This is a genomic window from Mucilaginibacter sp. Mucisp86, from assembly GCF_047324315.1.
GTDB lineage: Bacteria > Bacteroidota > Bacteroidia > Sphingobacteriales > Sphingobacteriaceae > Mucilaginibacter.
The window spans coordinates 4,077,075-4,103,380 of record NZ_CP168503.1; the positions used below are offsets into that span (position 1 = coordinate 4,077,075).

General features: G+C 37.8%; 20 protein-coding genes. 15 read left to right on the forward strand and 5 right to left on the reverse strand.

Going from position 1 to position 26,306, the window contains the following annotated elements; translation table 11 throughout:
* Window positions 1-10: 10 nt before the first annotated feature.
* From ACEN9X_RS17345 to ACEN9X_RS17370, 6 genes are all read left to right on the forward strand, one after another.
* Window positions 11-1,756, forward strand: coding sequence for a hypothetical protein (locus ACEN9X_RS17345; protein ID WP_413666314.1), 1,746 nt, complete (start codon window positions 11-13; stop codon window positions 1,754-1,756).
* A gap of 63 nt (window positions 1,757-1,819) precedes the next feature.
* A complete protein-coding gene (locus ACEN9X_RS17350) occupies window positions 1,820-3,016 on the forward strand; it encodes a glycosyltransferase (RefSeq protein WP_413666315.1) in 1,197 nt (398 codons plus the stop codon).
* A 4-nt stretch (window positions 3,017-3,020) separates the two neighbouring features.
* Window positions 3,021-4,142 carry a glycosyltransferase gene (locus ACEN9X_RS17355; protein WP_413666316.1) on the forward strand — a complete coding sequence of 374 codons (1,122 nt, stop codon included), beginning with the start codon at window positions 3,021-3,023 and terminating at the stop codon, window positions 4,140-4,142.
* Between the two features lie 45 nt (window positions 4,143-4,187).
* Entirely contained in the window at window positions 4,188-5,213 is a 1,026-nt protein-coding gene (locus tag ACEN9X_RS17360; RefSeq protein WP_413666317.1) for an acyltransferase family protein, read from the forward strand.
* A 187-nt stretch (window positions 5,214-5,400) separates the two neighbouring features.
* Window positions 5,401-7,206, forward strand: coding sequence for a hypothetical protein (locus tag ACEN9X_RS17365; RefSeq protein ID WP_413666318.1), 1,806 nt, complete (start codon window positions 5,401-5,403; stop codon window positions 7,204-7,206).
* 377 nt (window positions 7,207-7,583) lie between these two features.
* Complete coding sequence (locus ACEN9X_RS17370; protein ID WP_413666319.1) at window positions 7,584-8,927, forward strand: IS5 family transposase; 1,344 nt, start codon at window positions 7,584-7,586, stop codon at window positions 8,925-8,927.
* Window positions 8,928-9,070: 143 nt separating this feature from the next.
* Here the strand turns inward: ACEN9X_RS17370 and ACEN9X_RS17375 are convergent, their stop codons facing one another.
* A complete protein-coding gene (locus ACEN9X_RS17375) occupies window positions 9,071-10,579 on the reverse strand; it encodes an oligosaccharide flippase family protein (RefSeq protein WP_413666320.1) in 1,509 nt (502 codons plus the stop codon).
* A gap of 402 nt (window positions 10,580-10,981) precedes the next feature.
* On the opposite strand from ACEN9X_RS17375, the gene ACEN9X_RS17380 reads away from it, so the two are divergent.
* From ACEN9X_RS17380 to rfbD, 8 genes are all read left to right on the forward strand, one after another.
* The gene (locus ACEN9X_RS17380; RefSeq protein WP_413666321.1) at window positions 10,982-12,820 is read left to right on the forward strand and encodes a sialidase family protein; all 1,839 of its coding nucleotides are present in this window, start codon (window positions 10,982-10,984) and stop codon (window positions 12,818-12,820) included.
* Window positions 12,821-13,369: 549 nt separating this feature from the next.
* Window positions 13,370-14,485: a GDP-mannose 4,6-dehydratase gene (gene gmd, locus ACEN9X_RS17385; protein ID WP_413666322.1), complete on the forward strand. Its 1,116-nt coding sequence runs from the start codon at window positions 13,370-13,372 to the stop codon at window positions 14,483-14,485.
* Window positions 14,486-14,490: 5 nt separating this feature from the next.
* Window positions 14,491-15,426, forward strand: coding sequence for a GDP-L-fucose synthase (gene fcl / locus ACEN9X_RS17390; RefSeq protein WP_413666323.1), 936 nt, complete (start codon window positions 14,491-14,493; stop codon window positions 15,424-15,426).
* Window positions 15,427-15,494: 68 nt separating this feature from the next.
* Window positions 15,495-16,892 carry a UDP-glucose 6-dehydrogenase gene (locus ACEN9X_RS17395; RefSeq protein WP_413666324.1) on the forward strand — a complete coding sequence of 466 codons (1,398 nt, stop codon included), beginning with the start codon at window positions 15,495-15,497 and terminating at the stop codon, window positions 16,890-16,892.
* Window positions 16,893-16,929: 37 nt separating this feature from the next.
* Window positions 16,930-17,913: a UDP-glucuronic acid decarboxylase family protein gene (locus tag ACEN9X_RS17400; RefSeq protein WP_413666325.1), complete on the forward strand. Its 984-nt coding sequence runs from the start codon at window positions 16,930-16,932 to the stop codon at window positions 17,911-17,913.
* A 48-nt stretch (window positions 17,914-17,961) separates the two neighbouring features.
* On the forward strand, window positions 17,962-18,888 hold the full coding sequence (locus ACEN9X_RS17405) for an SMP-30/gluconolactonase/LRE family protein (protein ID WP_413666326.1): 927 nt from the start codon (window positions 17,962-17,964) through the stop codon (window positions 18,886-18,888).
* Window positions 18,889-19,261: 373 nt separating this feature from the next.
* Window positions 19,262-19,816 (forward strand): dTDP-4-dehydrorhamnose 3,5-epimerase, encoded by a 555-nt coding sequence (gene rfbC / locus ACEN9X_RS17410; protein ID WP_413666327.1) that lies wholly within the window; start codon window positions 19,262-19,264, stop codon window positions 19,814-19,816.
* 7 nt (window positions 19,817-19,823) lie between these two features.
* Window positions 19,824-20,714, forward strand: a complete 891-nt coding sequence (rfbD, locus tag ACEN9X_RS17415) for a dTDP-4-dehydrorhamnose reductase (RefSeq protein WP_413666328.1) — start codon at window positions 19,824-19,826, stop codon at window positions 20,712-20,714.
* Window positions 20,715-20,830: 116 nt separating this feature from the next.
* Here rfbD and ACEN9X_RS17420 read toward each other — a convergent pair whose 3' ends face one another.
* The 4 genes from ACEN9X_RS17420 to cysD form a co-directional block, all read right to left on the reverse strand.
* On the reverse strand, window positions 20,831-21,736 hold the full coding sequence (locus ACEN9X_RS17420) for a hypothetical protein (protein ID WP_413666329.1): 906 nt from the start codon (window positions 21,734-21,736) through the stop codon (window positions 20,831-20,833).
* Between the two features lie 28 nt (window positions 21,737-21,764).
* Window positions 21,765-22,676 carry a hypothetical protein gene (locus ACEN9X_RS17425; protein WP_413666330.1) on the reverse strand — a complete coding sequence of 304 codons (912 nt, stop codon included), beginning with the start codon at window positions 22,674-22,676 and terminating at the stop codon, window positions 21,765-21,767.
* A 288-nt stretch (window positions 22,677-22,964) separates the two neighbouring features.
* Window positions 22,965-24,206, reverse strand: a complete 1,242-nt coding sequence (gene cysN / locus ACEN9X_RS17430) for a sulfate adenylyltransferase subunit CysN (protein ID WP_413666331.1) — start codon at window positions 24,204-24,206, stop codon at window positions 22,965-22,967.
* A 55-nt stretch (window positions 24,207-24,261) separates the two neighbouring features.
* The gene (gene cysD / locus ACEN9X_RS17435) at window positions 24,262-25,167 is read right to left on the reverse strand and encodes a sulfate adenylyltransferase subunit CysD (RefSeq protein ID WP_413666332.1); all 906 of its coding nucleotides are present in this window, start codon (window positions 25,165-25,167) and stop codon (window positions 24,262-24,264) included.
* 273 nt (window positions 25,168-25,440) lie between these two features.
* Here cysD and rfbA point away from each other — a divergent pair, with 273 nt between their 5' ends.
* Window positions 25,441-26,304 (forward strand): glucose-1-phosphate thymidylyltransferase RfbA, encoded by an 864-nt coding sequence (gene rfbA / locus ACEN9X_RS17440; protein WP_413666333.1) that lies wholly within the window; start codon window positions 25,441-25,443, stop codon window positions 26,302-26,304.
* The last annotated feature ends 2 nt before the right edge of the window (window positions 26,305-26,306 follow it).

Sequence of the window (26,306 nt, forward strand, 5' to 3'; positions counted from 1 at the left end):
AATTGTCACTATGAAGCACGTTAACGTTTCGGATAGCAATGATTTTAAAGAATATTACCCGTTAGATCATTTTTATGCTGACCCGGAAGTGTCGCAAGATCTGTGCAGGAAAATCTTTTCAAAATTGTTTTCTGAGCAATTTGATCCTTACAGTTTAAAAGGCCTGTTCTATACATCAATTAACCGGTATTTTTTAGCCGATATCAAAATACTTGAGCACCCTCTTATTTTGCAAAACCTTATTAATTTTTGTAAATCAGAGGGATATGACAGCGTTAATTTTAAGATAAATAAGAAAAATATCGAATTATATAACTTTTGTAACGGAGTGCTTGTCAAGCACCAAATTAAAACAACGTTGCAAATACATGATTCAAATAGTTATTGGGTTAATTCGCTTACCACAGAAAATGCCAGCGTCCGGATAAAAAATGGACTAAAGCGGTTTTATACTGTGTTTTTGCAATATTTTCTTTTATTGGCTAATTATTTAACTTCTGGAAAAAAATATACTTTCAGTAATGTTTTGGTTTGGCATTCGTTTGCCAATAACCGGGAAAAGATAGATTATAAATTTTTAGATAATATGTCAGATAAGGGCGTAACGGTTATACACCCTAATCCTTACATTTTTAAATCGTCTTCAAACTGGAATAAATCCATATACTTTTTAGGGAAATATTCTATTGCTCCTTTAAGGTTTTTAAGATCAGCCATTCAGTTTATATCTTTTCGGAAAAAATTGAATGCTATATTATCGGAGTTTCAGGATTTACTGCCTTATTACCCGGTAAAGTGGAATTCAAGTAATATTACTAAAACATATTTCTTTTTGTTTTATAACTTACTTGAGAACGACCTGGTTGAGAAATTGGCGTCCGATCTGCAGATTAAAGTAGTGAATGTTTTTAGGGGAGGATCTGCAGCCGGCCTGATTTATTCCGGAATAAGTAAGCAAAAATATAATAACCCAAATGTAACAAGCATATTGGTTCCTCATGGCACCGAATTTAATGTTATAGATCACTTTTCGTATTTCTTTCTTGATTATAACATTCTGCCTTCCGTTTTAATTAAAAATAACTGGGAAGAACAATTAAGTACGTTATACGCAAATTACGCTTCTTTTAACCATTGCAAGTTAATAGCAGGGGGCCGGATAGATTATGAACTGTTGAATACGAATATTACCAAACATCAGCCCGAACAGGGTAAGATTTATGTGGGGATTGTACTCACTTATAACTCTGAAACCTATCAGGATACCTACATTAGCGATGTAAAACGTTTATTTGAGGGCGCCTTTGGCAAGGGTAACTGTACTTTTCTTATTAAGCCGCGGCCCAACAGGGTGTTTAAGCCGGGAAGTTATATGGATGATAACGTAATAGTTTATGAAAAAGATATTTACTCATTTTTGAACTCAATAGACGTTATTGTAGGCACTGTAAGTACCTTCGGAATATTGACCATGGTAGTAACTGATGGTATTTATTGCGATATTCCAGGATTTTATTATATCCCTAATTCTCAATTTGATAAGAATAAATTGGGATATAGCTATCACCAATCGATGGAAAGCTATACATTTAATAACCCGGATACCTTGAATGATTTTTTAACTGAATGTAAGGACAGTAAAACGCTGTTATCAGCATTGTCTGATAGAAACAGCGGCACAAAAGATTTCCTGACATTTGATAGGAATGCAAATGAGTTTTTGAGCAAACTAATAATTGATAAACTTAATAATTAGTAAATATCATAGTTTGGTGGCATTGCGCCATTTTGAAATAAATATTGTCAGATAACAATCCCCATGCATAAAAGATGTTTAATATTTGAAGCTTACCCTTTTTTTTCGGGTAGCCAAAGAATAACAGTAAACGTATGTAAGATTTTAAAAAAGAACGGATATACTGTAAGCCTACTGGTAGTTGACGACAGGTTTGGTAATATCAAGAAAAATTATGAGCAGCATGTAGATGAAATTATTTACATTAATGCAAACCCTGTTTTATTAAAATACGGGGATGAAGATTCATGGTTTAAAAAGTCAAACTTCTTTAAATCCGTTTTTTTGGGACTGCTGCCGTTCTATTTAAGGACCTTAAAGTTAATCAGGTCGTCAAAATATGACTTTTTGTATTGCTGTGATCCACGTGGAGCTGTTATGATGCTTGCAGCGGCGATTTTTTTTAAAAAAACCAAGGTACTCCATTTTCATGGAAAAAGCCGGCTACCTGAATCACTTTCAAAGCTTCTTTTGAAATTATTTGATAGTGTACTTTGTGTAAGCGAGGCGGTGGCCGATAGTTTACCCGAATCAAATAAGAAATCTGTTGTTTATAACGGCATTGATTTTTCACAATATGAAAAGATAGATACCTCAAAGGTTGAGGAATATATTGGCCAAAAAACAAATGGCGATAGATCCGTTATCCGATTTTTGTATGTTGGTGCTATTCGGCCGCACAAAGGCTTGCATCATATTGTGCGTGCCATAAAGTCTGTCATTTGCGAGTTGAACCCGAGTGTTCCGGTGGCATTGTTTATCTCGGGTGATCCAAAATCGGCAGCGGAAATCAGTTTTAAAGAAGCATTATCAAACTATGCTCTTGAAAATAATATCAGTAAGCATATACATTGGTTAGGTTGGAATGACAATGTTTTGGGTTGGATGAAGAGTTGCGATTATTTATTGTTTAGTTCTATTAAAACAGAAAATAACGAGTATGAAGGGTTTGGCAGTGTAATAGAATCATCAGAAGGCTTACCTACCGTGTTAGTTGAAAGTTCAATATGTGATTTATTTAGTATTGCTGCGGATGTAACCGGTGTTAAAGAAGTAATTACAGATAACCAAAATGGAATTATTTATGATGCGAGTTATTCTGGTTTGGTTAAGACGATTGAAGAGGTGGTAAAAAATAAACATAGTTTTATTTCCTTTCCAAAAAATGAGAGCTTTAAGTTGGAAACATTTGAAAAAAGAATTCTCGAAGTATTAGTTTGATTTTATGAGTAAGAAAAAGATCTTATATATAACTCAATCTTTAGGTGGTATTGAAACCTACATAAGGACGGTTGTAGAGCATATTGATAAAGATAAATTTGAATTTGTTGTTGTTGCGCCATTTAGCGACGGGTTCAGCGAATTTTGTAATAAAAGAAACATAAAAATTTATAATATAGTAAGAGGTCGGGAAACAAGTTTGTTTTACGATTTTATATTAATCTTTAAACTCAAGAAGATCATAAAACAGGTTAAACCTGATTTGGTACACTTACATAGTGCCAAGGCTGGCTTTATCGGCAGGATAGCCTGCCGGATGGCATCTGTTAAATCCGTCTTTTCTCCGCATGGACAATCATACTTGTCTTTCACCGGTATTAAGAGAATGGTTTATTTTGGGTTGGAGGTTTTTGTAAAGAAATATACAGATAAAATTTTGGCGGTTTCTTATTCTGAAGCAATAAGGTGCGTATATGAAGTTGGACATGCCGAGGAAATAGTAACGGTTATCCCCAATGCTATAGATATCCCCGACTTAAAAGACATCAAATTAACGGGCTTGTTCGAATCTCCTGTTATTAAAATAGGTACTATAGCACGTCTGACCTATCAAAAAAACCCACTGTTGTTTGTTGAAATCGCAAATAAGATCATTAAACGTTTTCCGCAAGCCGAGTTTTATATTTTAGGTGCCGGCCTTGAAGATCATTTAAAACAGCAGACCATTGACCGTGTAAATCTATACGGCATTCAAGACAAATTTCATATATTAAGCTGGGCAACGAGAGAGGAATCACAGGATTTTTTAAAAAGCCTGGACATATTTCTTCTTACATCAATTTTTGAAGGTTTGCCCCTGTCTTTGCTTGAAGCAATGGCGCTCGGGGTACCTTCGGTAACCAGCAAATGTGATGGATGTAATGATGTGATCCAAAACAACGTTAATGGCTATGCCTGTATGAATAAAGACGAATTTATTGATATTATCAGTGGCCTGATTAATGACAAAGAGCACGCTCAGGAAATAGCCGTAGCCGGGCGTGAGTATGTTGTTTCGAAGCACAATCTGGTTAATAATATTAAATTACTTGAAACTTTTTATACCGATTTTGATTCGAAAAAATAAGCACTGTTTAATTGATAACCTAATTTAGCCTGAAACAATTAATTTATGAAAAACGATATTTCAAGAAGCAGACTTAACTGGATTGATTATGCGAAAGGTTTAGGAATAATTTTAGTTGTATTTGGCCATGTTATTAAGGGCCTCATAACAGTAAAGCTGATAGATCCAACATTCTTTTATTATTCGGTTAATTTTGTTTACAGTTTTCATATGCCCTTGTTTTTTGTGCTTTCAGGCTACTTTTTTTTAAATAGCTTCAACAAACGGGGAACCTGGCCTTTTGTAAAAATTAAATTAGAAACCATCGCCTACCCGTTTGTTATTTGGTCAATAATACAAACTGTAATTGAGATAAAGCTATCGGCGTATACGAATAACCATTTACATTCGGATGTTTTGGCGAGTTGCCTTTATATACCCCGTTCGCAATTTTGGTTTTTGTACGCCTTGTTCTTTATTAATATTTTAAATGTGCTGTTTTTTAAAATTACTAAAAAATGGGGCCTGCTGATTTCATTGATGGTTTGGATAGCTTATTACATCATGCCGGCTGCGGTACATGATTTTGGAAAAGATACATTTGAGAAGGTATTTGTTAACTTGATTTATTTTCAGACAGGGATATTTTTGTCGCAATATGCAGGGTTAACAAAAAAAATTATATCGAATGGTTATTTGTTTATCCTAAATCTGATCATTTATAGCTGCTCTTTGTATATTTATTTTAATTATCCTCATACAGCCTGGTATAATGAAATATTCTGCCAGCTATCCGGTTGCTTTTCAGTGTTTTTTATATGCGAGTTTTTAGCGCAGAAATCAATATTGAAATTTTTGGAATATCTCGGAATAAATTCATTAGCGATATACCTGGTTCATTTACTGGCGGGTAACGGCTGTCGTATTGTATTAAGTAAGTTCCTGCATATAAATAATTCTGCAATACTAATTGTTTCGGGTGTTTTAATCGGGCTAATAGTACCGTTGATCGTATACAATATCGCTATGAAATCGAAATATACTTCCTGGCTTTTTGCATTTCCGGCAAAACGAAAGCCAGCTTCATTGTAGCTTGAGTTTTAAAAGCGGTATTCCTGTTTTGTTTAGCAATTGATTTTTAACAAATCCGGTTAAAAACAATTTCTTGTGTTGCCGTACGTTATATCGTAACAACACGGTTTAATTAATTTTTAATCGTTTATTATTGTTGTTTTCGGTAGTAAACAAACAAATGCGCTGTTTAAAAATCCACAATACAATGTTTAAGCCAAAAAAGCTCTCAATAGTTATTCTTCTAACTGGCATGTTGTCAGTTAGTTTCTTTAATTCATATGGCCTCGGTAATGGGGTAATTACATCAGTTCAAAAAACTGTTCTCGACGTTTCTAAGGATTTGATATCGCTGGGAATAGCAAAAGCTAATATGCTGCCCGGAGATAAGTCTCTAAATTCAGCCCCACTTTTGGAAGCTGCGGTTACTTACGCGGCTAATAACAATATTCCGATAGTGAATATTCCAAAAGGAAGCTATTATTTTGATGCGAGAGGGAAAGCAGCCAGCATCAATATTGAAAGCTGCAAAAATGTCGATATACTCGGTAATGGATCGAGCTTTATAATTCAATCGAGAAAATCAAGTGGTATATTAATTCGTAATTCAAGCCAGATTGGTCTGGAAAATTTTAGTCTTGATTATGAATCTGATTTACCCTTCACTACAGCAATTGTTTCTTCGGTGGATGTTTCAGGAAGAAGAATATCAATTTCGTCAATTCAAGGTCGGCCAATAACAGATTTTGATAATTCAGGAAAAAATTCAATAAGGATCTTTGTACTCCGTAAAGTTGGAGGTGGTGCTTATAAAAGCGTACCTATCGCTCGTATGGCGATAGATAAAGGTAGTTCTTTGTCAAATAGCAGTATAAGTATAGTAGGGAATCCGGTTGTTAGCAACGCTATTTTAGACTATGGACTTAATCAAATTCAGCCGGGAGATTTGCTTTCAATTTCCGAGCGAAATTATAGTGGTGCAGTGGCAATTGGCTTTTTAGGTTATCCCCCGATAAAAAATTCGGGTAACTATATTAAAAATGTGACTATAAATTCCTCTCCATCAATAGGTGTTACAGCACTGTGGCAAAGTAAATTTAATTGTGTAAATGTAAAAGTTATACCAAAAGCAGGCCGTAGCCAATATATTTCTTCAAATGCCGATGGCATTAATATGACTAATAGCGGCGCGGGTTGTAATGTAACTAACTCTACAGTTATTGCTTCCGGGGATGATGGGATTTCGATAGCAAGCAATTTGTGCGGAACCGTTCAAGCCGCAGGGGGAGGCAATGCGTTTGTTGCTGCTTTAAGGTATAATTTATCAATAGGAGAAGATGTTACCCTTAGTGATCCGGATGATTTACACGAATATTTAACTTCAAAAATTACTAATATAGAATTGGTTGCCTCGCCTGCCGGACAACTTAAACAATATAAAATTACCCTTGATACTCCTACATCGGGGGTGAAAAATGGCTCGTTTATTTTTATTTCCAAAAATTATAGGTCGCCAGGTTTAGTTGTCCAAAATAACCTTATTCAAAAAGTTAACGCCCGCGGCATCTACCTGTGTGGCGTAAGTGGTGTGCAAATATTATCAAATACAATAGCAGATGCTAACTCATCGGGTATAATGCTTCAGCAATTATCTGAGCTTAACGGTGGGTTCAAGAGCCCCGGTAACAGCAATATTACTATCAGGTCAAATATTATCAATAATGCATTTTCATTCGGTTATAATTTGGCTTCAGGTGGTATAGAAGCATCGATGTTTGGTGGCGATAGTAAAACTGCGGTGGTTAACAATGGATTGGTAATTAGAGATAATAATATACAAATTGCTCCTGACCGTAACTCCCGTCATGTGGGTATTTTTATTTCTCATACTAAAGGTTCTGATATTGGTAATAATACTATCCAATGTGTAACAGACAACGGAAATTTGAAATCGTTATCAACCGACAGGAAAATTGTAGTAGGCGCCCAGGTTGCCGATATAAAGGAGAATTAGGATAGAATAAATAAGCGGGAGCTGCTTACTTAATATTGTAGTACGGGGTTAATAGTTTATTTAAATGAATAAACTATTAACCGGTAACTTACTAAGTTATTCCTCATTTAACGGCCTTCAGGTCATACATGATCTTGCTTAAGCTCAATTCCTAATTTAGCTTGAGGGTGCCCTATACAATTTCTTACCAATGGGGGTATCTGTATCTTGTCTATAAGTGCATTTATAAGGGGATGGATGATTGCATTGTGCATTACCCTAAATAGTCGCCCCTTGATAAGTATTTAAACATCTGACTATCAATAAATTGTTGATAAAATACAAAGCGATAATCTGCAAGTTTTTCCGATATTGAGATCAAAAGCTTGCAGATATTTATGCTTAATAAGCCGATAAACGCTACTCAATTGAGTTTTTTACAACCTGGCTTAAAAGAACAATTGTCTAATAAACATCCGCTGTACATTTTGGCTGATGTGATCAATTGGAATATGTTTGAGGAAAGCTTCAAAAAACATTACCGGGAAAACTTTGGCCGTCCTGCTAAACCGATCCGCCTGATGGTGTCCCTGCTGATGTTGAAGCATATCCGTAACCTGAGTGATGAAAGCGTAGTGGAACAGTGGTCAGAGAATGCTTATTACCAGTATTTTAGCGGCGAGCAGACTTTTACGGCAAAAGCTCCGTGTGAAGCCTCTGAACTGGTCCATTTCCGTAACCGGATCGGTGCCGAAGGCGTGGAACTGATCCTGAAGGAAAGTATCCGCATCAACGGCAAAGGCGGTAAAGAAAATAAAGCCAGCATAGACACCACTGTACAGGAAAAGAATATCACTTATCCTACTGATAGTAAACTACACGGGAAGATCATCAAAAAATGTGTTGGGATAGCTGGCAAAGCGGGGATAGAACTTCGCCAAAGTTATACCCGTACATTAAAGAAACTTGGGGTCGACCAGCGCTTCAGAAACCATCCCAAAAACGGTGCAAAAGCACGCAAAGCTGATAAGAAAGTAAAAACGATAGCCGGCAGATTAGTACGCGAGTTGCAAAGAAAATTACCGGCAGAAAACTACAAAACAGACCTGGAACTATTTGATCGGGTACTCCGTCAAAAACGTCAGGACAAAAATAAGGTTTATAGTCTTCATGAACCTGAGTTAGTATGTATCAGCAAATGCAAAGAGCATAAGAAATATGAGTTTGGCAGTAAAGTATCGATCACGGTCACCCAAAAGAGCGGCGTGATCATTGGGGCGATAAACATTCCCGGAAATGATTACGACGGACATACGCTGGATGCAGCGTTGGAACAACAGCAAAGGCTCACCGGCCATAAACTCAAAGAAGCCTTTGTAGACCGGGGCTACCGGGGAAGAAAAGAGGTACTTGGAACCACTATCCATACACCCAAAACTTTCAGTAGCAAACTAACCGACTATCAAAAAGCCAAATTAAAGGAAGGGTTTACCAAAAGAGCCGCTATCGAACCTAAAATTGGTCATTTGAAGGCAGATCACCGTCTAAGCCGTAACTTTTACAAAGGAGTCAAAGGCGATAACATCAATGTGATGCTCGCTGCTGCCGCTATGAACTTCAAAAGAATGATCAATATCTGGAAAGACAAGCTTTTGGCTCTTTTTATATCGCTTACCCGGATCCTTTCGCAAATACTTAAATCACCTGATATAACTATGCCTAATTATTTATTGACTTTTTAAGGATTGACTAATTAAGTTTGCTTTTATAGATTTACTAATTTATTGATTCTGTACAGGCTATTTTTCAGCCATCTTTTCAAAAGCAGTAAGCGCATTACCCCATGTATATACCCCGGCCAGTTTTACAGGTCTATACGGTTACGTTAATTTTTTCTTTTAAGCAAGGCAGCAAAATCCTTTTTTTCAATTAATACTATTGCCGTCAGAAATAATACCAGTAATCCATTACCTATTATTAAGTTTCTTTTAAAAACAACAAACGAAACGAAGACAATGATTAATGATGATAAAATATAGGCCCCGTTTTTTTTCAGTTTATAGGGTATCGGATAATTTTTTTGACCCCATATATATGATAATAACATCATAACTGTATAGGCTATTAACGATATCCAGGCCGATGCCATGTAGCTATATTTAGGTATGTAAATAATATTAAGAATGATGGTAAGAATAGCTCCTATGCCCGAAATATATAAACCATATTTTGTTTGATCTGAAAGCTTATACCATACCGAAAGGTTCATGTAGATACCGAGGCTAACGTAACCAAACAATAACAACGGAACAACACCCAATCCTGACCAGTATATAGCTTGTTGCACAGGATCATGACCTTTAATGAAATATTTCAGTATTTCAATATTTGCAACCAGTCCTACAAATATTACAGATACAACTATCACAAAATAGTTCATTATTTTGGCATACGTTTCGCCCGCGTTTTTGTTCTTGGCATGGCTAAAGAAGAATGGTTCGGCGCCGAGTCTAAAAGCCTGTACAAACAAGCTTAAAAATAGTGAGATCTTGGCGCAAGCTCCGTATATACCTACCTGTTGTTCACTTATTGTAGGGGGTAACAGTTTGCCAAGCATAATTTTATCAAGATTTTCATTAATGATATATGATATGTTGGCTATAAAGATAGGCCAGCTATAAATGAGCATTTCCCGAAGTATATCTCCATTAAACTTAGGCCTGAATTGGCTTAGCTCAGGTATTAGCATTAAAAAGGTAAAGATACTTGATAGCATATTTGCCAAAAAAATATATCCTACCCAGTGAGGCCTGTACCACTGTTCAAACCAACCCGAACCCATAAAATGTTGTTTAATAATTACAGGAATGCCATATAAAAAAAATAGGTTTAATGTTACAACAAATACAATGTTGAGTATTTTAATAGTAGCGTAACGTTTCGGTTTACCATTAAACCTGATCAAGGCAAATGGCACTATACAGATTGCGTCAATTGCCAAAACTATGCTCAGGGTTTTTATATAAAAAACATAGTCATTAATTGTTGCCGAATTGCCGTCGCTTAGCCAGGAAGCCATTGGGCTAATAAACATGAATACTGCTACCAGGAATATGATGCACGTAAATACAACTGCAACAAGCGAATTACTATATACAATGGTTCTCTTATCCTGATACTTGTTAATATATCTGAAAAACGTAGTTTCCATTCCAAAAGATAGTATTGCAGTCAGCAATGACGCCCAACTATACATCTTGGTAAAAACACCATATACTTTTGCAGATAATAGGCCAACGTAAATAGGTGTAAGAATAAAATAAAGTGATCTTGTTATTATGGTGCTTATTCCATAGATGGCCGTTTGGCCGGCAAATTTTTTGGCAGTTGACAAGTTGCTCGGTTTTATATATTAACGAATAGGAAATTATTACAAATGATATTTATTTAAGGTTAATTTCTCAATTGTATTTTCATTAATAATGATGTAAAATGGTTGATTTTTTTATTGGTAAAGGTAAAATAAATTATCAAAATTTTATTATTTTGCATTTAAATTTAACGTATTGATTATCTACAGTAAACCTTGTTTTATCACTTTTGCGCTCACATACGATTTAATTGTGGTCACCCTAATCTAAACAATTGTTGTTTATTATTTAATAAATGAAAACCTCCGTCTGGCCGCACTTTCCAGCCTTATTTTTTATAGATCAAAGATATGTTGCAATAACATTTGCGTATTTCTCCGTGCAGGGTATTTTATCCGCTTTAGCAAAAATAATTTAGTATATATATGAAGAAAAACTTACAACCTCACCTTGTTATTTTTAATGCCTCTCCTAATTTCTTAGTACGATCAATTGTAATGATTTGTGCGCTTAGTTTACTTTTTTCCTGCAAAAAAGGTCAAAATAGAGCTATAAACGATCCTGATACACTTGTTGTCAGGAGCGATATAGCAAAATCAATTGATATCGAAACAGGTGTTGAGATTTTTCATAGCGACTATATTGATCAGCCCTATATTCTTAAATTATCAAACGGGGCTTGGATTTGCTTTTATACCAAGTCGCCTGCAAATGAAAGCTCTGCAGGTGAAACCGTGGGGATTAGTATGAGTTATAATAAAGGGCAATCATGGCAGGCGAAAGGTGACCTTGAGCCCGCAACTGGCCCTGCAGCATTTTATGCTGTCCCTTTCTTAAATAGCAATGGAAGGATTTATGTTATCTATGGCTATGATATTGATGATTTGACACATGGCTTTTCACCCCGGTTAACAGGTAAAATGTGTTATAAATATTCTGACAATAATGGAGAAACCTGGTCAGCGCGAAACACGATCGATATTCCAGTTACTCAAATTGACCTGGTGAATGTTTATCATGATAAGGGTAAGCACCAGCAATGGTGGACTATTGATAAGCCGATACTTTCAACGGACGGGCAAATGTTTTTAGCTTTTACCAAGAACAACGGCAATTTAGATACACATGAGGGATTTATCTTAAGTTCTCCCAACATAAATACAGAGACAGATAATTCAAAAGTTATCTGGAATTTTACTCCGAAAGGCGACCACGGTATTGTATCCCCATTTCTGGGTAATGTACAGGAAGAGTTTAATGTTCAGCAGTTAAGTAACGGTTCTTTTGTGAGCCTTAACAGAACAGCCCAGGGGTATCCCGGTATTTGTTATTCTTACGATAACTGCCAAACATGGACAACTCCTGTGCCAGCTTTATATGCTTATGGAGATACTATAAGGAACCCAAGGGCTTGTGCCAGGATATTTAAATGCTCAAATGGCAAATTTCTGTTGTGGTATCATAATGATAGTTTTACTTCGGGCCATAGGAACCCGGTTTGGCTGTCGGGGGGGATTGAGGACCCTAATACAGGATTGATAAAATGGTCACAGCCCGAGATTCTCATGTTTAGCCAGATTATCGAAACATATTTACTGATCAGCTATCCTGATTTGATAGAGGACGATGGTAATTATTATATCACAGAAACGCAAAAAAAGACCGCCCGTATACATAAAATAAATCCAAGGCTGCTTGATTTACTATGGGCGCAAGGCACAACATCTACCCCTGCCAATGACTACCTGGCAACAGACTTTAGCAGAGATGCCGGTGCTAATTCTGAGAAAACCATTGCTCTTGACAGTAAAGCGCAGTGGGATGGCGTAACACTTGAGCTGAAGCTATCAGATCAGATGGCTGTAGGTACTTTAATAACTTGTCGTGCAGATAATAATGACGGCATTTTAAAGGTTGAGGCAAGGGCTGGAGGCGATATTGGCGTTGATTTGTATAAAAACGGAAACCTGATCGTATCTTATAATTGTGATAAAAAGCTGATCAAACGCGGTGAAAATATTATTTCATTTATGTTGGATAATCAGGCTCACGTATTATCATCTATGGTTAATGGTATACTATGTAACGGCGATTATCAAAGTAAACAGGGGTGGGTAAGAATTCCAACAGCCTTTGTTTTCAAACCATTGAATCAGTTATCATTAACAGCTAACAATTCGGTTAGCAGGTTACGCATATTTACAGCGGGGATGCGTACTTCAGATATGATATCCGAATACAATTTCTTAAATAAACAAAATTAATTTAGCGCTTTTTACCCTTATAAAGCGCTAATTAATTTTTATAAATATTTGGTAACATTATTGTTTAAAACCATAATTGTTTCTATACAACACCTTATATTAGGTGAATGCGCACTACTGGGAATAAAAATTACATTGGACAGATATTGAAAGGAAAGTTTTAGTATCCTTGCTGCTGTTAAAGGAGAAATTTGATAAGTACAGTTGTACCTGTAAATGACCATAGTTGCCCTTGAATGTGGCATAGCAAAACTTGGTTTAATCCAGGAGTTACAGTGTAAATTTGATACAGATATTCATTTGGGGCAAAAACAGGCATTTTAATGATGGCAATATATTGCTTTAAAAGGCGTAAAAACCCAGCTCGTTTCTTTTTAAAAGATTTGATTGTCCTTTACTAAATGATACTGTAAGCCCTCTCTCCTGATATAACGATGTTTCAGCGATAATATTAATATAGCTGATCTAATTTAGATGTATTTTGCCGATTTGTCCGGTCATATTTTTTGATGATAAATTTTATTATTATTTTGCAAAGATACCTATGATATGAAAAAAAGAGCTTTAATAACAGGCATTACGGGGCAGGATGGAGCCTATTTAACAGAGCTGCTGCTCTCAAAAGGATATGAAGTACATGGTATAAAGCGCCGGAGTTCGTTATTTAATACAGATCGTATCGATCATTTATACCAAGACCCGCATGATAGTAATATAAAGCTAATACTTCATTATGGTGATTTAAGTGACAGTACTAACCTTATCCGGATAATTCAACAGGTTCAGCCCGATGAAATCTACAATCTCGGCGCTATGTCGCACGTAAAAGTAAGTTTTGATACGCCCGAGTATACCGCAAATGCTGATGGTATTGGCACTTTACGCTTGTTGGAAGCTATCAGAATATTGGGCTTAGAGAAAAAAACCAAAATTTACCAGGCTTCCACTTCTGAACTATACGGCTTGGTGCAGGCTGTACCACAATCTGAAACAACTCCATTTTATCCCCGCTCGCCATATGCAGTAGCAAAAATGTACGCCTATTGGATTACAGTGAATTACCGCGAAGCTTATGGTATTTATGCATGTAACGGGATTTTATTTAATCACGAGAGTCCGTTACGCGGCGAAACTTTTGTTACCCGCAAAATTACACGCGCTACGGCTAAAATAGCCATGGGGCTTCAGGATAAATTATATCTGGGTAACCTTGATGCTCAACGCGATTGGGGGCACGCAAAAGATTACGTTGAGGCGATGTACCTGATATTACAACAGGATAGGCCTACAGATTATGTTATTGCTACCGGTATTACCACGCACGTTCGTGAGTTTGTTAGGATGGCTTTTGCCGAAGTAGGTATCAAGATAGAGTTTAGAGGTGAAGGTGAAGATGAAAAAGGCTATGTGACTGCTTGCGAATCAGCCGAGTTTCAAATAGAGATTGGTAAGGAAATAGTTGCAGTTGATCCAAAATATTTTCGCCCAACTGAGGTAGACTTGTTAATAGGTGATCCTACTAAATCAAAAACATTATTGGGCTGGACACCTAAGTATGATTTGAAGATGCTGGTAGAAGATATGATGAATGCAGATGTTAACCATTTTCGCAAAGAAAAATTATTGAAGGAATCTGGCTACATTATTAAAAATCAATTTGAGTAACCCGGATGGAAAAGAACGCCAAAGTATATATTGCCGGCCATCGGGGAATGGTTGGTTCTGCCATATACCGTAAGCTTGTGAAAGAAGGTTTTAATAATATAATTACCCGTACTTCTGATGTACTTGATTTAAGGAACCAACAGGAAGTTGCTGGCTTTTTTGCACAAGAAAAGCCTGATTATGTTTTTTTAGCGGCTGCAAAAGTAGGTGGTATAGTTGCAAACAACACGTACCGTGCAGAGTTTTTGTACGATAACCTGCAAATCCAGAATAATGTAATTCATCAATCATACCTTAATGGGGTTGAAAAATTGATGTTTTTAGGGTCAAGTTGTATATATCCTAAAATGGCACCGCAGCCATTAAAAGAAGATTATTTGCTCACCGGACAACTCGAGTCAACCAATGAGCCGTATGCTATTGCAAAAATAGCAGGGATTAAGATGTGCGACGCTTATCGCGCGCAATATGGTTGCAACTATATATCGGTAATGCCCACTAATTTGTACGGTTATAACGACAATTATCATCCGCAAAACTCTCATGTACTACCGGCCCTGATAAGGCGTTTTCATGAAGCCAAACAACAAGGCTTGCCGGGTGTTACTATCTGGGGGACGGGATCTCCCAAAAGAGAGTTTTTGTTTGCGGATGACCTTGCGGAAGCATGCTATTATTTAATGCAGAATTATGATGAGGAAGGATTGGTGAATGTTGGCACCGGGGAGGATATTAGCATTAAAGACCTGGCATTGCTGATAAAGAAAATTGTTAACTACAATGGTGAGATTAATTTCGATACCACAAAGCCGGATGGTACCCCGAGAAAATTAATGGATGTTTCGAAACTGCACAGTAGGGGATGGAAACATACAATAGGACTTGAAGAGGGGATTGCCTTAGCTTATAAAGATTTTATCAATAAGTATGCTGCCATATAAATGGCTTTAGATTTTTCATGTTTGTTTATTAATAAATTAAAATATTACCTATAAAATACCTTAAAAATATGCCCCAGATTACTAAGATTTGCTGTATTGGAGCTGGTTACGTTGGCGGTCCAACTATGGCTATGATTGCAAAAAAATGTCCTCACATTAAAGTAACTGTAGTTGACCTTAACGAGCAGCGAATTGCTGCCTGGAATGATGAAGATGTGAATAAAATTCCGGTATATGAGCCGGGTTTAAGTGATGTGGTTGCAGAGGCCCGCGGTCGTAACCTTTTCTTTTCTACCGAGGTAGAGTCTGCCATTGCAGACGCGCAAATGATCTTTATATCTGTAAATACACCTACAAAAACCTATGGTGCAGGTAAAGGACAGGCGGCCGATTTAAAATGGATTGAACTTTGCGCAAGACAGATAGCCCGGGTAGCAAAGGATAATAAGATAATAGTTGAAAAATCAACCTTACCTGTACGAACAGCAAGCGCCATAAAAGATATTCTTACCCATACAGGTAATGGATCTCAGTTTCAGATACTATCAAACCCTGAGTTCCTTGCAGAAGGTACTGCCGTAGAGGATCTTGATGCACCTGATCGTGTTTTAATCGGAGGTGATAACACACCTGAAGGACAAATTGCGATACAAGCACTGGTAGATGTTTATGCTAATTGGATATCCAGAGAACGGATTTTAACCACCAATGTTTGGTCGTCGGAACTGTCAAAATTAACAGCTAATGCATTTTTGGCGCAACGCGTGTCATCAATAAATTCATTATCAGAGCTCTGTGAAAAAACAGAAGCTGATATTACTGAAGTAGCTAAGGCTATCGGTACAGACAGCCGCATAGGGCCTAAATTTTTAAAAGCTTCGGTGGGTTTTGGAGGCTCTTGTTTTCAAAAAGACATTTTGAACCTGGTATATATAGCCAGAAGCTATGGATTACAGGAGGTGGCCGATTACTGGGAACAAGTTATTATTATGAATGACCATCAGAAAAAGAGATTCGCTAACCAAATGATCCGGGAACTTTACAATACAGTTAACGGTAAAAAAATTAGCTTCCTGGGCTGGGCTTTTAAAAAGGATACAAATGATACAAGGGAATCGGCGGCTATCTATGTTGCGGATCACCTGCTTAACGAACAGGCCTATATTTCAGTTTATGATCCTAAGGTTTTAGAAGACCAGGTTTATGCCGACCTTGATTATCTGGCTTCGCGAACACAGGAAGAAAATAGAAATGGGGTTAAAGTTGTAACCGATCCGTACGAAGCCTGTAGGGGCGCTCATGCTATTGCTGTTTTAACAGAATGGGACGAGTTCAAAGATTATGACTGGCAAAAAATTTATGATAGCATGTTAAAGCCTGCTAAAATCTTTGATGGAAGAAACTTACTTGATACAAATAAGCTGACTGACATAGGATTTATAGTACAGGCTATCGGTAAAAAATAAGAAACTACCGTATTAATTTTTTCAACGTTAAAAAATAATGGCAGTACGTAAAAGAGTATTAATAACTGGTGCAGCCGGTTTTTTAGGATCGCATCTTTGTGATAGGTTTATAAAGGAAGGCTATCATGTTATAGGTATGGATAACCTCATAACAGGCGATTTGCGCAATATTGAGCATTTGTTTAAGCTTGAAAATTTTGAATTCTATAATCATGATGTTTCAAAATTTGTGTACGTGCCTGGCGAATTGCACTATATCCTGCACTTTGCGTCACCGGCCAGTCCGATAGATTACCTGAAGATTCCAATCCAAACCCTGAAGGTTGGTTCACTTGGTACCCATAACCTGCTTGGTTTGGCCCGCGCTAAAAAAGCAAGGATGTTAATCGCCTCCACCTCTGAAGTTTATGGCGATCCTAACATTAACCCTCAACCGGAAGAATATTGGGGTAATGTAAACCCGGTAGGCCCGAGAGGTGTTTATGATGAAGCAAAACGCTTTCAGGAAGCTATTACAATGGCTTATCATACCTTCCATGGTGTGGAAACACGTATAGTGCGGATTTTCAATACTTACGGCCCTCGTATGCGCCTTAATGATGGCCGCGTATTGCCAGCATTTATTGGCCAGGCATTGAGGGGCGAATCATTAACTATGTTTGGTGATGGATCTCAAACCCGTTCGTTTTGCTATGTAGATGATTTGATTGAAGGTATTTACCGCTTGCTGCATAGCGATTATGTACAGCCGGTTAACATTGGTAATCCCGACGAGATCACAATCCGTCAATTTGGAGAAGAGATCATAAAGCTTACAGGTACCGATCAGCAAATGATTAGCTTGCCATTGCCAACAGATGATCCTAAGCAGCGTCGTCCGGATATTACTAAGGCCAAAGCTATATTAGGTTGGGAGCCAAAAGTATCAAGGAGTGAAGGTTTGAAAATTACCTACGAGTATTTCAAATCTCTGCCCGAACAGGAAATAAACCATAAAGATTTCGCATACTATAATAAATAAGATTATAGCTACCCTACAAAATATTGGTAGCCATAATTATAAAAAACAATGAGTACTGACTATACCACAATAACGGCCGGGCTGGTTTATGAGGCTAAGGCAAAATTGGGCGAAGGCGCAATTTGGAATATTGAAAAACAGTGTCTTTACTGGGTAGATATTGAAGGGAAAACTTTCAATGTTTTTGACCCTCTTAAAGCTGTTAACAGGGCTTATCCTACGCCTAAAAGGATCGGTACTGTGGTTCCTGTAAATACCAAACTTGTATTGGTTGCATTGGAAGACGGTATAGCTGCCCTTGATCTCGACAGCGGTTCAATACATTACCAATTGAATACTGATATTCATTTGATTCACAATAAGCGGTTTAATGATGGAAAATGTGATCCGGCCGGTAACTTTTGGGTTGGAACATTATCGATGGATGGAGTGGAGAAGGTTAGCTCATTATATTGCATCAAAGATGATTTTAGTTTAGAGGAAAAAGTAACAGGAGTTTCCATCTCAAATGGCATCGCATGGAGCCTGGATGGTAATTATATGTATTATATAGATACACCCACCGGTGAGATAGTGCAATACAATTTTGATGCGGCCAACGGCAATTTATCTCAAAGAAAAGTTATTGTTAAGATTCCGGAATCAATGGGCTATCCTGATGGTATGACTATCGACAATGAAGGCATGCTTTGGGTTGCTTTGTGGGATGGTTTTGGTGTTGCCCGGTTTGATCCTGCAACCGGCAGTTTGCTTCAGAAAATAAATGTTCCGGCTCCTAAGGTCACCTCATGTGCATTTGGAACCGAAAGTTTGGACACGCTTTTTATAACTACAGCATCAGTCGAGATGACAGACGATGAATTAGACCAATATCCTTTAAGTGGAAGTATTTTTGCCGTAAAAGTTGAAACTAAAGGTGTAAAAGCCAACTACTTTAAACGTAATGTCCTGCCATTTAATAACACTGTAGCCTAAACAGTAAATATTGTAATTTACATTGTTTGTTGAAATAACAGCTGCAAATATTTGCGAGCGCATATTTAGAAAGAATAACATAATCTTCAAAATGCAGCCGTCCTGTTATTGACCGGCGAAGCTGATGCAGCTTCTGTTGATTTAGATATTGTTGAATATAGTATTATTAGCAATAGTTAAATTTAATAATGTGAAACTTTCACACGTAGCTGCTCGTTAAATCTTTTAAACATTGGCTTATAATAGATTTTAGATGTTTGTTATTGACCGTAGCATTTATTGGAAAATACCTGAAACCAAATTTTTATTTCCCTTATCTTCGTTGTTGGGATAATCATCAATAAGCCTTGTGAAACTAATAACGATATTATAAATGACAATAATACAAACCCCAATTGAGGGATGTTTACTAATCAAGCCGCGCATTTTCAATGATGATCGCGGTTATTTTTTTGAGGCATTTAACCGGCAAAAATTTGCAGACGCTACCGGTTTTGATATCGACTTTATACAGGATAATCAATCTTATTCAACCAAAGGTGTGCTCCGTGGCTTGCATCTGCAAAAAGGTGCGCATGCGCAGGCCAAACTTGTCAGGGTAACCAAAGGTGCGGTTTTGGATGTTGCGGTAGATCTGAGGAAAGGTTCGGCAACTTATGGCCAGCATTATAGCGTTGTATTATCTGAAGAAAATAACGATCAGTTTTTCATTCCCCGCGGTTTTGCCCATGGTTTTATTGTATTGAGCGATGAAGCTGTGTTCCAATATAAATGCGATAATTATTATAATAAAGAATCCGAAGGCGGGCTACATTATGCCGATCCTGATCTGAATATTGATTGGAACATGAGCGTTACTGATGTGCTGGTATCGGATAAGGACCTTGAATTACCCTTTTTAAAGGATGTCCCCGACTTTGGGTTTTAATTGTACAATGTTTTTAAAAATAACACCACAAAAAATGCAAAATGTTATCGTATTTGGAGCATCAGGACAATTAGGCAACTGTTTAAAAAAAGTGGCCGAACAAAAAGGAATAGATTATGTCCATTTTTTGCCGGAAGATGAAGCAAACATCCTGCGTGAGGATTTGCTGGATATAGTTTTTGAAAAATATAAGCCCACCTTTGCTATTAATTGTGCCGCTTATACCGCTGTTGATAAAGCAGAAGATGACGTTGATCTGGCCCGGGCCATTAACAAAACCGGTGCCGTTAATCTTGCCAAACAATGCAAAACCTACGGTACCACGCTCGTACAAATTTCAACCGATTTTATTTTTAAGGGGGATGCAGCATTGCCACGTACAGAAGAAGACCCTGCCGAACCCATCAGTATATATGGCCTTACCAAACTGGAGGGCGAACAGGCCATTGCTGAAATTATTGATGAGTATTATACCATTCGTACAAGCTGGTTATACTCAGAATATGGTAACAACTTTGTAAAAACAATGTTGAAGCTTGGTGCCGAACGTGACGAGCTTAAGATCATCGCAGATCAGGTAGGCACTCCAACCTATGCTATCGACCTGGCGGGTGCAATTCTTGATATCATCGCATCCGGGAAAAACGCATATGGCATTTACCATTACAGCAATGAAGGTGTAACATCATGGTATGATTTTGCCAAGGGTATTTTCGATATTTCAGGTACCGATGTTAAAGTATTCCCGATACGTACGTCTGAGTTTCCGACGAGAGCGCAACGGCCTGCATATTCAGTAATGGACAAGGCTAAGATCAAAACTACATTCGGGATTGAAATACCTTATTGGAGGGATAGTTTGGAGCAATGTTTAGCAGTACTTGCATCCTCTAAATAAAAAACTTTTTCGCTTTTTTAAATGAAAAGGGCCGTATCACTTATCTATGATACGGCCCTTTTTTCTATCCGCCCCTCTCAGTTACGTGGCAAATGACGTTTGTGCCGGCTTAATTATTAAAAAGGTTTGAGTATAGGTACACTATTCCAGGAAGTATCAACCTGAACCGGAAAGTTACTACCGGTATTGTTAGACGTAGCACCTCCAAATAAGGTGCCTGTAAAGATGGCTTTCTGATTTACTGCGAGTTTAACATTGTTTATCACTTTAGTTGCGAGAGGCCTATTGCTTGCGTCGTAAGCAATAATAGTTAAATTAAAGGGGGCAATAGTGTTTAAAACTATTTGGTCTATTGTGAAGTTCGGCTTCTCTTTAAGATTATCTGCAATTGTGTATTTATTTACCCACGAAGCATTATCAATGACATTTTGGTCAACTAGGTTAACTTTAGGGAGATAATAATGATATTCCTTGGATAAAGCCAACGTAATGTAGCTTGCGTTTTTAGGTATTGAATCCTGAATTATTACCTCTAAAGCGGCATTAACCCGTTGTAAATTCAAACTTACCGTCAGATCCGAATTGGCAACAGTAAAACTTTGATTAGCACAAAATGAATCCTTCCATTGGCCATCATAAGTAGCGTCTAAAACGCTGATAACATAAAAGCGTAACCCCTTTTTTCCTCCCATTGCAAAGGCTTTATAGGTACCCGGAAATAATTGCTGAGAAGGTATATTTATAGTTGTTAGATTTTTAGTACTGAAAGTGTATACTTTGTCGTTAAAGTTAATGTACAAGGTATCAATATAATTTCTAAAATCAACAGGGTTTACGGTTGAGTTTACTTTTAGCTTGTTGCTATTGCCAATACTTTGCGAAAAGCCGGATGGGTCAATAGTTAGCGTAACTGTATGCGCTTTATTATCAGGTGAACCTGGGTCGCTTTTTGAATGCTCTTTTTTGCAGGAGAATGCAGCAACCGTAATAAGCAATATGATGATATTAATTTTCTTTCTCATTATCTGATAAATTAATGTTGCCTTACAATTAAAATTTAGTTGTGGTTGTCAGGCCCCAGTCGGGGGTAAGTGTTATTTGGAACACATTATTATACTCTGGATCGGCATTTTTGAAAACTTTGCCACTTAAAATAGTAAGCTTATTGCTTTGGCACACAACGTTGCTAATGGCGATAAGAGGGCGCTGTTTGGTTGCCGATGTTGTTGTTATAGTTACTGAAAAGGGAGAATAGATGTTATTACAAAAGGCATCCATACTTAAGTTTTTGCCTACATCACTTGCCTTGAAAGCTTTGACCATTGAATCTGAAAGTGTGGAATTAACATCAATCAAACCCTTATCAAGAAGAAAACTGCTATATGAAATATAACTAACGCGAATTTCTGTTACGTCGGGAGGAATTGTATCTTGTGAAACCAGTCGCAACTTCCCGTTAATCCGATCAAGCAAGACCTGTTGATTAATCGCAGAGTTGCTGACAGTAATTGCCACTTTTTTATAAAAAAGATCGATCTGTTGATTTAGGCCAGTAATTTTAGCTCCTCCGATATCAGAGAGGTTAGTAAAACTATTTATATCAAAGCGTGTGTTAGTAGCCGCGAATACTACAGTATATGTTCCCGGGAGGTATTCATCATTTATAACACCAAAATTTTTCGAGCTTGTATCCTGAAATAGGGAATGAACAAGTTTACCCGAATTATCATAGACCAAATATGCCAGTCGGCCTATGGGGGGTGCACTTGAAGCGGTGTTGGCGTTTGTTTGTAGTTTGCTTTTCAGAGCATTGGTTTGCACGTTGGAGCTATCTACAGTAAAGGTCACACTGTATTTTTTACCAGTGGTATTACTGGTATCCTGCGTTTGTGAATGCTCTTTTTTGCAGGAAAAAACAATCAATACGCTGCCGAGCAACAGGATTAGTGATAGGTTTTTCATTTTAAAATATTTATATAAAAATACCAGTTATTAAGTTATCTTCAAATAAATCAAGTATTTAAATTATAAACAAAAGTAAGGTACTTTTAGCGACCGGGAGTTTTTTTATTTGTAACAAAGTAATTGCAATGATGGCTGTTAAAAATCAAATCTCTTCGGTTTTTGGTGCTTACTTAGTTGTAGCAGAAGCCGGGTTGATATAAATAAAAGCCCGATAACAATCTGATCAAGTCAGGTACATTATCGGGCAAAATATTTTAATCAAAAATCTCCTTTCGGATACTGGGGTTACAAGAACGTTCCGGCCGCTACGGTTTCATTGGTTGATTCATCAACCAGGATCAACGAACCGGTAATGCGGTTTTTGCGATATTCATCGAAGACTACAGGTTGGGTAGTACGTAAACGGATCTTCACCATTTCATTCATCTTGATATCAGTATTTTCTTCCTGTTTCTCAAGTGTGTTAATGTCCAGCTTGTAATAAACTTCTTTAATGATCGACATTACCTCGCGGGTAGTGGTTTTAAGGTGATATTTAGCACCCGGGCGTGGGCTACGTGTGGCCATCCAGCAAATCATTGCATCAAGGTCCTGGCTCACTTGTGGTTCACTATCGTCTTTTACAAGCATATCACCGCGGCTTACATCAATATCATCCGCTAAAGTAATAGAAACCGACATTGGGGCAAATGCTTCCTCAACCGGACCCGAATAGGTGTCGATAGATTTGATAGTTGACGTTAAGCCTGATGGCAATACGGTGATCTTATCGCCTGGCCTGAAAATACCGCCTGCTATGCGACCGGCATAGCCACGATAGTCATGATACTCATCGGCATGTGGGCGAATAACGGTTTGAACCGGGAAACGTGCGTCTGAGTGGTTTTCATCGCTGGCTATGTGGATCGTCTCCAGCGTATGCAGCAAGCTTTCACCTTTGTACCATGGCATGTTTTCTGAGTCGTTTACAACGTTATCACCGGCTAAAGCACTGATAGGTACAAAACGGATATCTTTAACATCAATTTTTGCAGCAAAAGCTTCGTATTGCTCAACTACTTTGTTAAAAGCTTCTTCGCTGTAATCAACCAGGTCCATTTTGTTTACACAAACAATAATGTGAGGTATTTTTAACAACGATGCAATGAATGAGTGGCGGCAGGTTTGCTCAACTACACCTTTACGGGCATCAATAAGTACCAACGCAAGGTTAGCGGTGGAAGCGCCTGTTACCATATTACGGGTATACTGGATATGCCCGGGGGTATCGGCAATAATAAATTTGCGTTTTGGGGTTGCAAAGTAACGGTAAGCTACATCGATAGTAATACCCTGTTCGCGTTCTGAACGTAAACCATCGGTTAGTAATGAAAGATCAACATGCTGAAGCCCTTTGCGTTCGCTCGATTGTTTTACAGCTTCCATCTGATCTTCAAAGATGGATTTTGAATCGTACAGTAAGCGCCCTATAAGAGTGCTTTTCCCATCGTCAACACTACCTGCTGTAGTAAAACGTAATAATTCCATTGTGGTGGTATAATTTTGCTCCGGGCCTGATGCTCGAAGACTTATGAATCAAAATTTAAAAATAGCCCTGTTTTTTCCTGTCTTCCATCGATGTATCCGAGCGTTTATCATCACTGCGGTTACCACGTTCGGTACTGCGGGTGGCCGATACTTCGGCAACTATCTTCTCCAACGTATCAGCATCTGATTCAATACCGCCGGTGATGGTAATGTCGCCGAGGGTACGGAAGCGCATGAGTTTGTTTTCGATAGTTTCGCCTTCGCGAAGCTGCAGAAACTCTGATGCAGGCAGCCAGGTATTATCGCGGTAAACGGCATTACGCTGGTGTGCAAAGTATAATGAAGGTATGGCTATGTTTTCCTGCAGAATGTAGTTCCAGATATCCATTTCGGTCCAGTTGCTAATCGGGAACACACGGAAGTGTTCGCCCATACGTTTACGGCCGTTAAAGATATTCCAGAGCTCGGGGCGCTGGTTTTTGGGGTCCCACTGCCCAAATTCATCGCGGTGGCTAAAGAAACGCTCTTTAGCACGTGCCTTTTCCTCATCTCGGCGTGCGCCACCTATAGCAGCATCTATTTTATGGCTTTCAATGGTATCAAGCAGGGTTACTATCTGCAGCTCGTTACGGCTGGCATTAATACCGCTTTCCTCAACCGCACGGCCTTTGTTGATTGATTCCTGAACGGAGCCAACAATAAGCTGCACACCAAGGTTTTCAACCAGCTTATCCCTGAACTCCATAGTTTCGGGAAAGTTGTGCCCTGTATCAATATGGATTAGCGGCATAGGGATTTTAGCCGGCCAGAATGCCTTTTTTGCCAGGTGTGTTACAACAATAGAGTCTTTCCCGCCCGAAAACAGGATGGCAGGACGATCAAATTGTGCAACCACTTCCCTGATAACGTAAATGGCTTCTGATTCTAATTCCTGCAGATGAGTAAGATAATATTTATGCATTTTAACAATAAAAACCCTGCTAACCCCACCTAAATAGTAGAGTTTTGCATTTAAACTGCAATTATACGCAATTATGCCAATTTTAGTGCTATCTATTTGGAATTTAACACATGAAGTTTGTTATAGCAATTAGGCATAATTTAAACAAACCTGTAATATTTTACGTAAACCATAAAGCTGAAAAAAATATTTATTTTAGCTGAAAGTAATTAACAGGTTTAAACAATAATTATAACATAATACGTTTACAGGCATACCAAAACATATATATCTATGAAAGGAATTATTTTAGCAGGCGGTTCAGGTACACGTTTATACCCTATAACCAGGGCTATAAGCAAGCAGTTGATGCCTATTTATGATAAACCGATGATCTACTATCCGCTGTCTGTTTTAATGCAGGCTGATATCAGGGAAATATTGATCATTACTACCGCCGAAGATAATCCGGGCTTTAAACGTCTTTTAGGAGATGGTACTGAATTGGGCTGTAAATTTGAATATGCTATACAAGAAAAACCCAATGGACTTGCCCAGGCTTTTGTTATCGGCGAACAATTTATTGGCAATGATAAAGTAGCGTTAATATTAGGCGATAACATATTTTATGGAACAGGGTTTAACGAATTGATCCGCAGCTTCAATGACGTTGATGGCGCTGCCATTTTTGCCTACCATGTGGCTGATCCTGAGCGTTATGGCGTGGTTGAATTTGACGCAGAGTTTAGGGCATTGTCAATTGAAGAAAAGCCTATGCAACCGAAATCTAAATTTGCGGTACCGGGCCTTTATTTCTATGATAATTCGGTAATTCAGATAGCCAAAGATCTTGAACCATCGCCCCGTGGTGAATATGAAATTACCGATGTTAATAAATTTTATCTTGAGCAGGGCAATTTGCACGTTGGCGTAATGGATAAAGGAACAGCCTGGTTAGATACCGGTACCTTTGATTCGTTGAGTGATGCAACCGAATATGTGCGCGTAATAGAAAAACGACAGTCGACAAAAATTGGTTGTATTGAGGAAGTTGCTTATCGCCGCGGATTTATTAACGACGATCAGCTGCAGTTATTGGTTAATAAATACACTAAAAGCGGTTACGGCAAATACCTGCAAAGCTTATTGCCACAATAAAT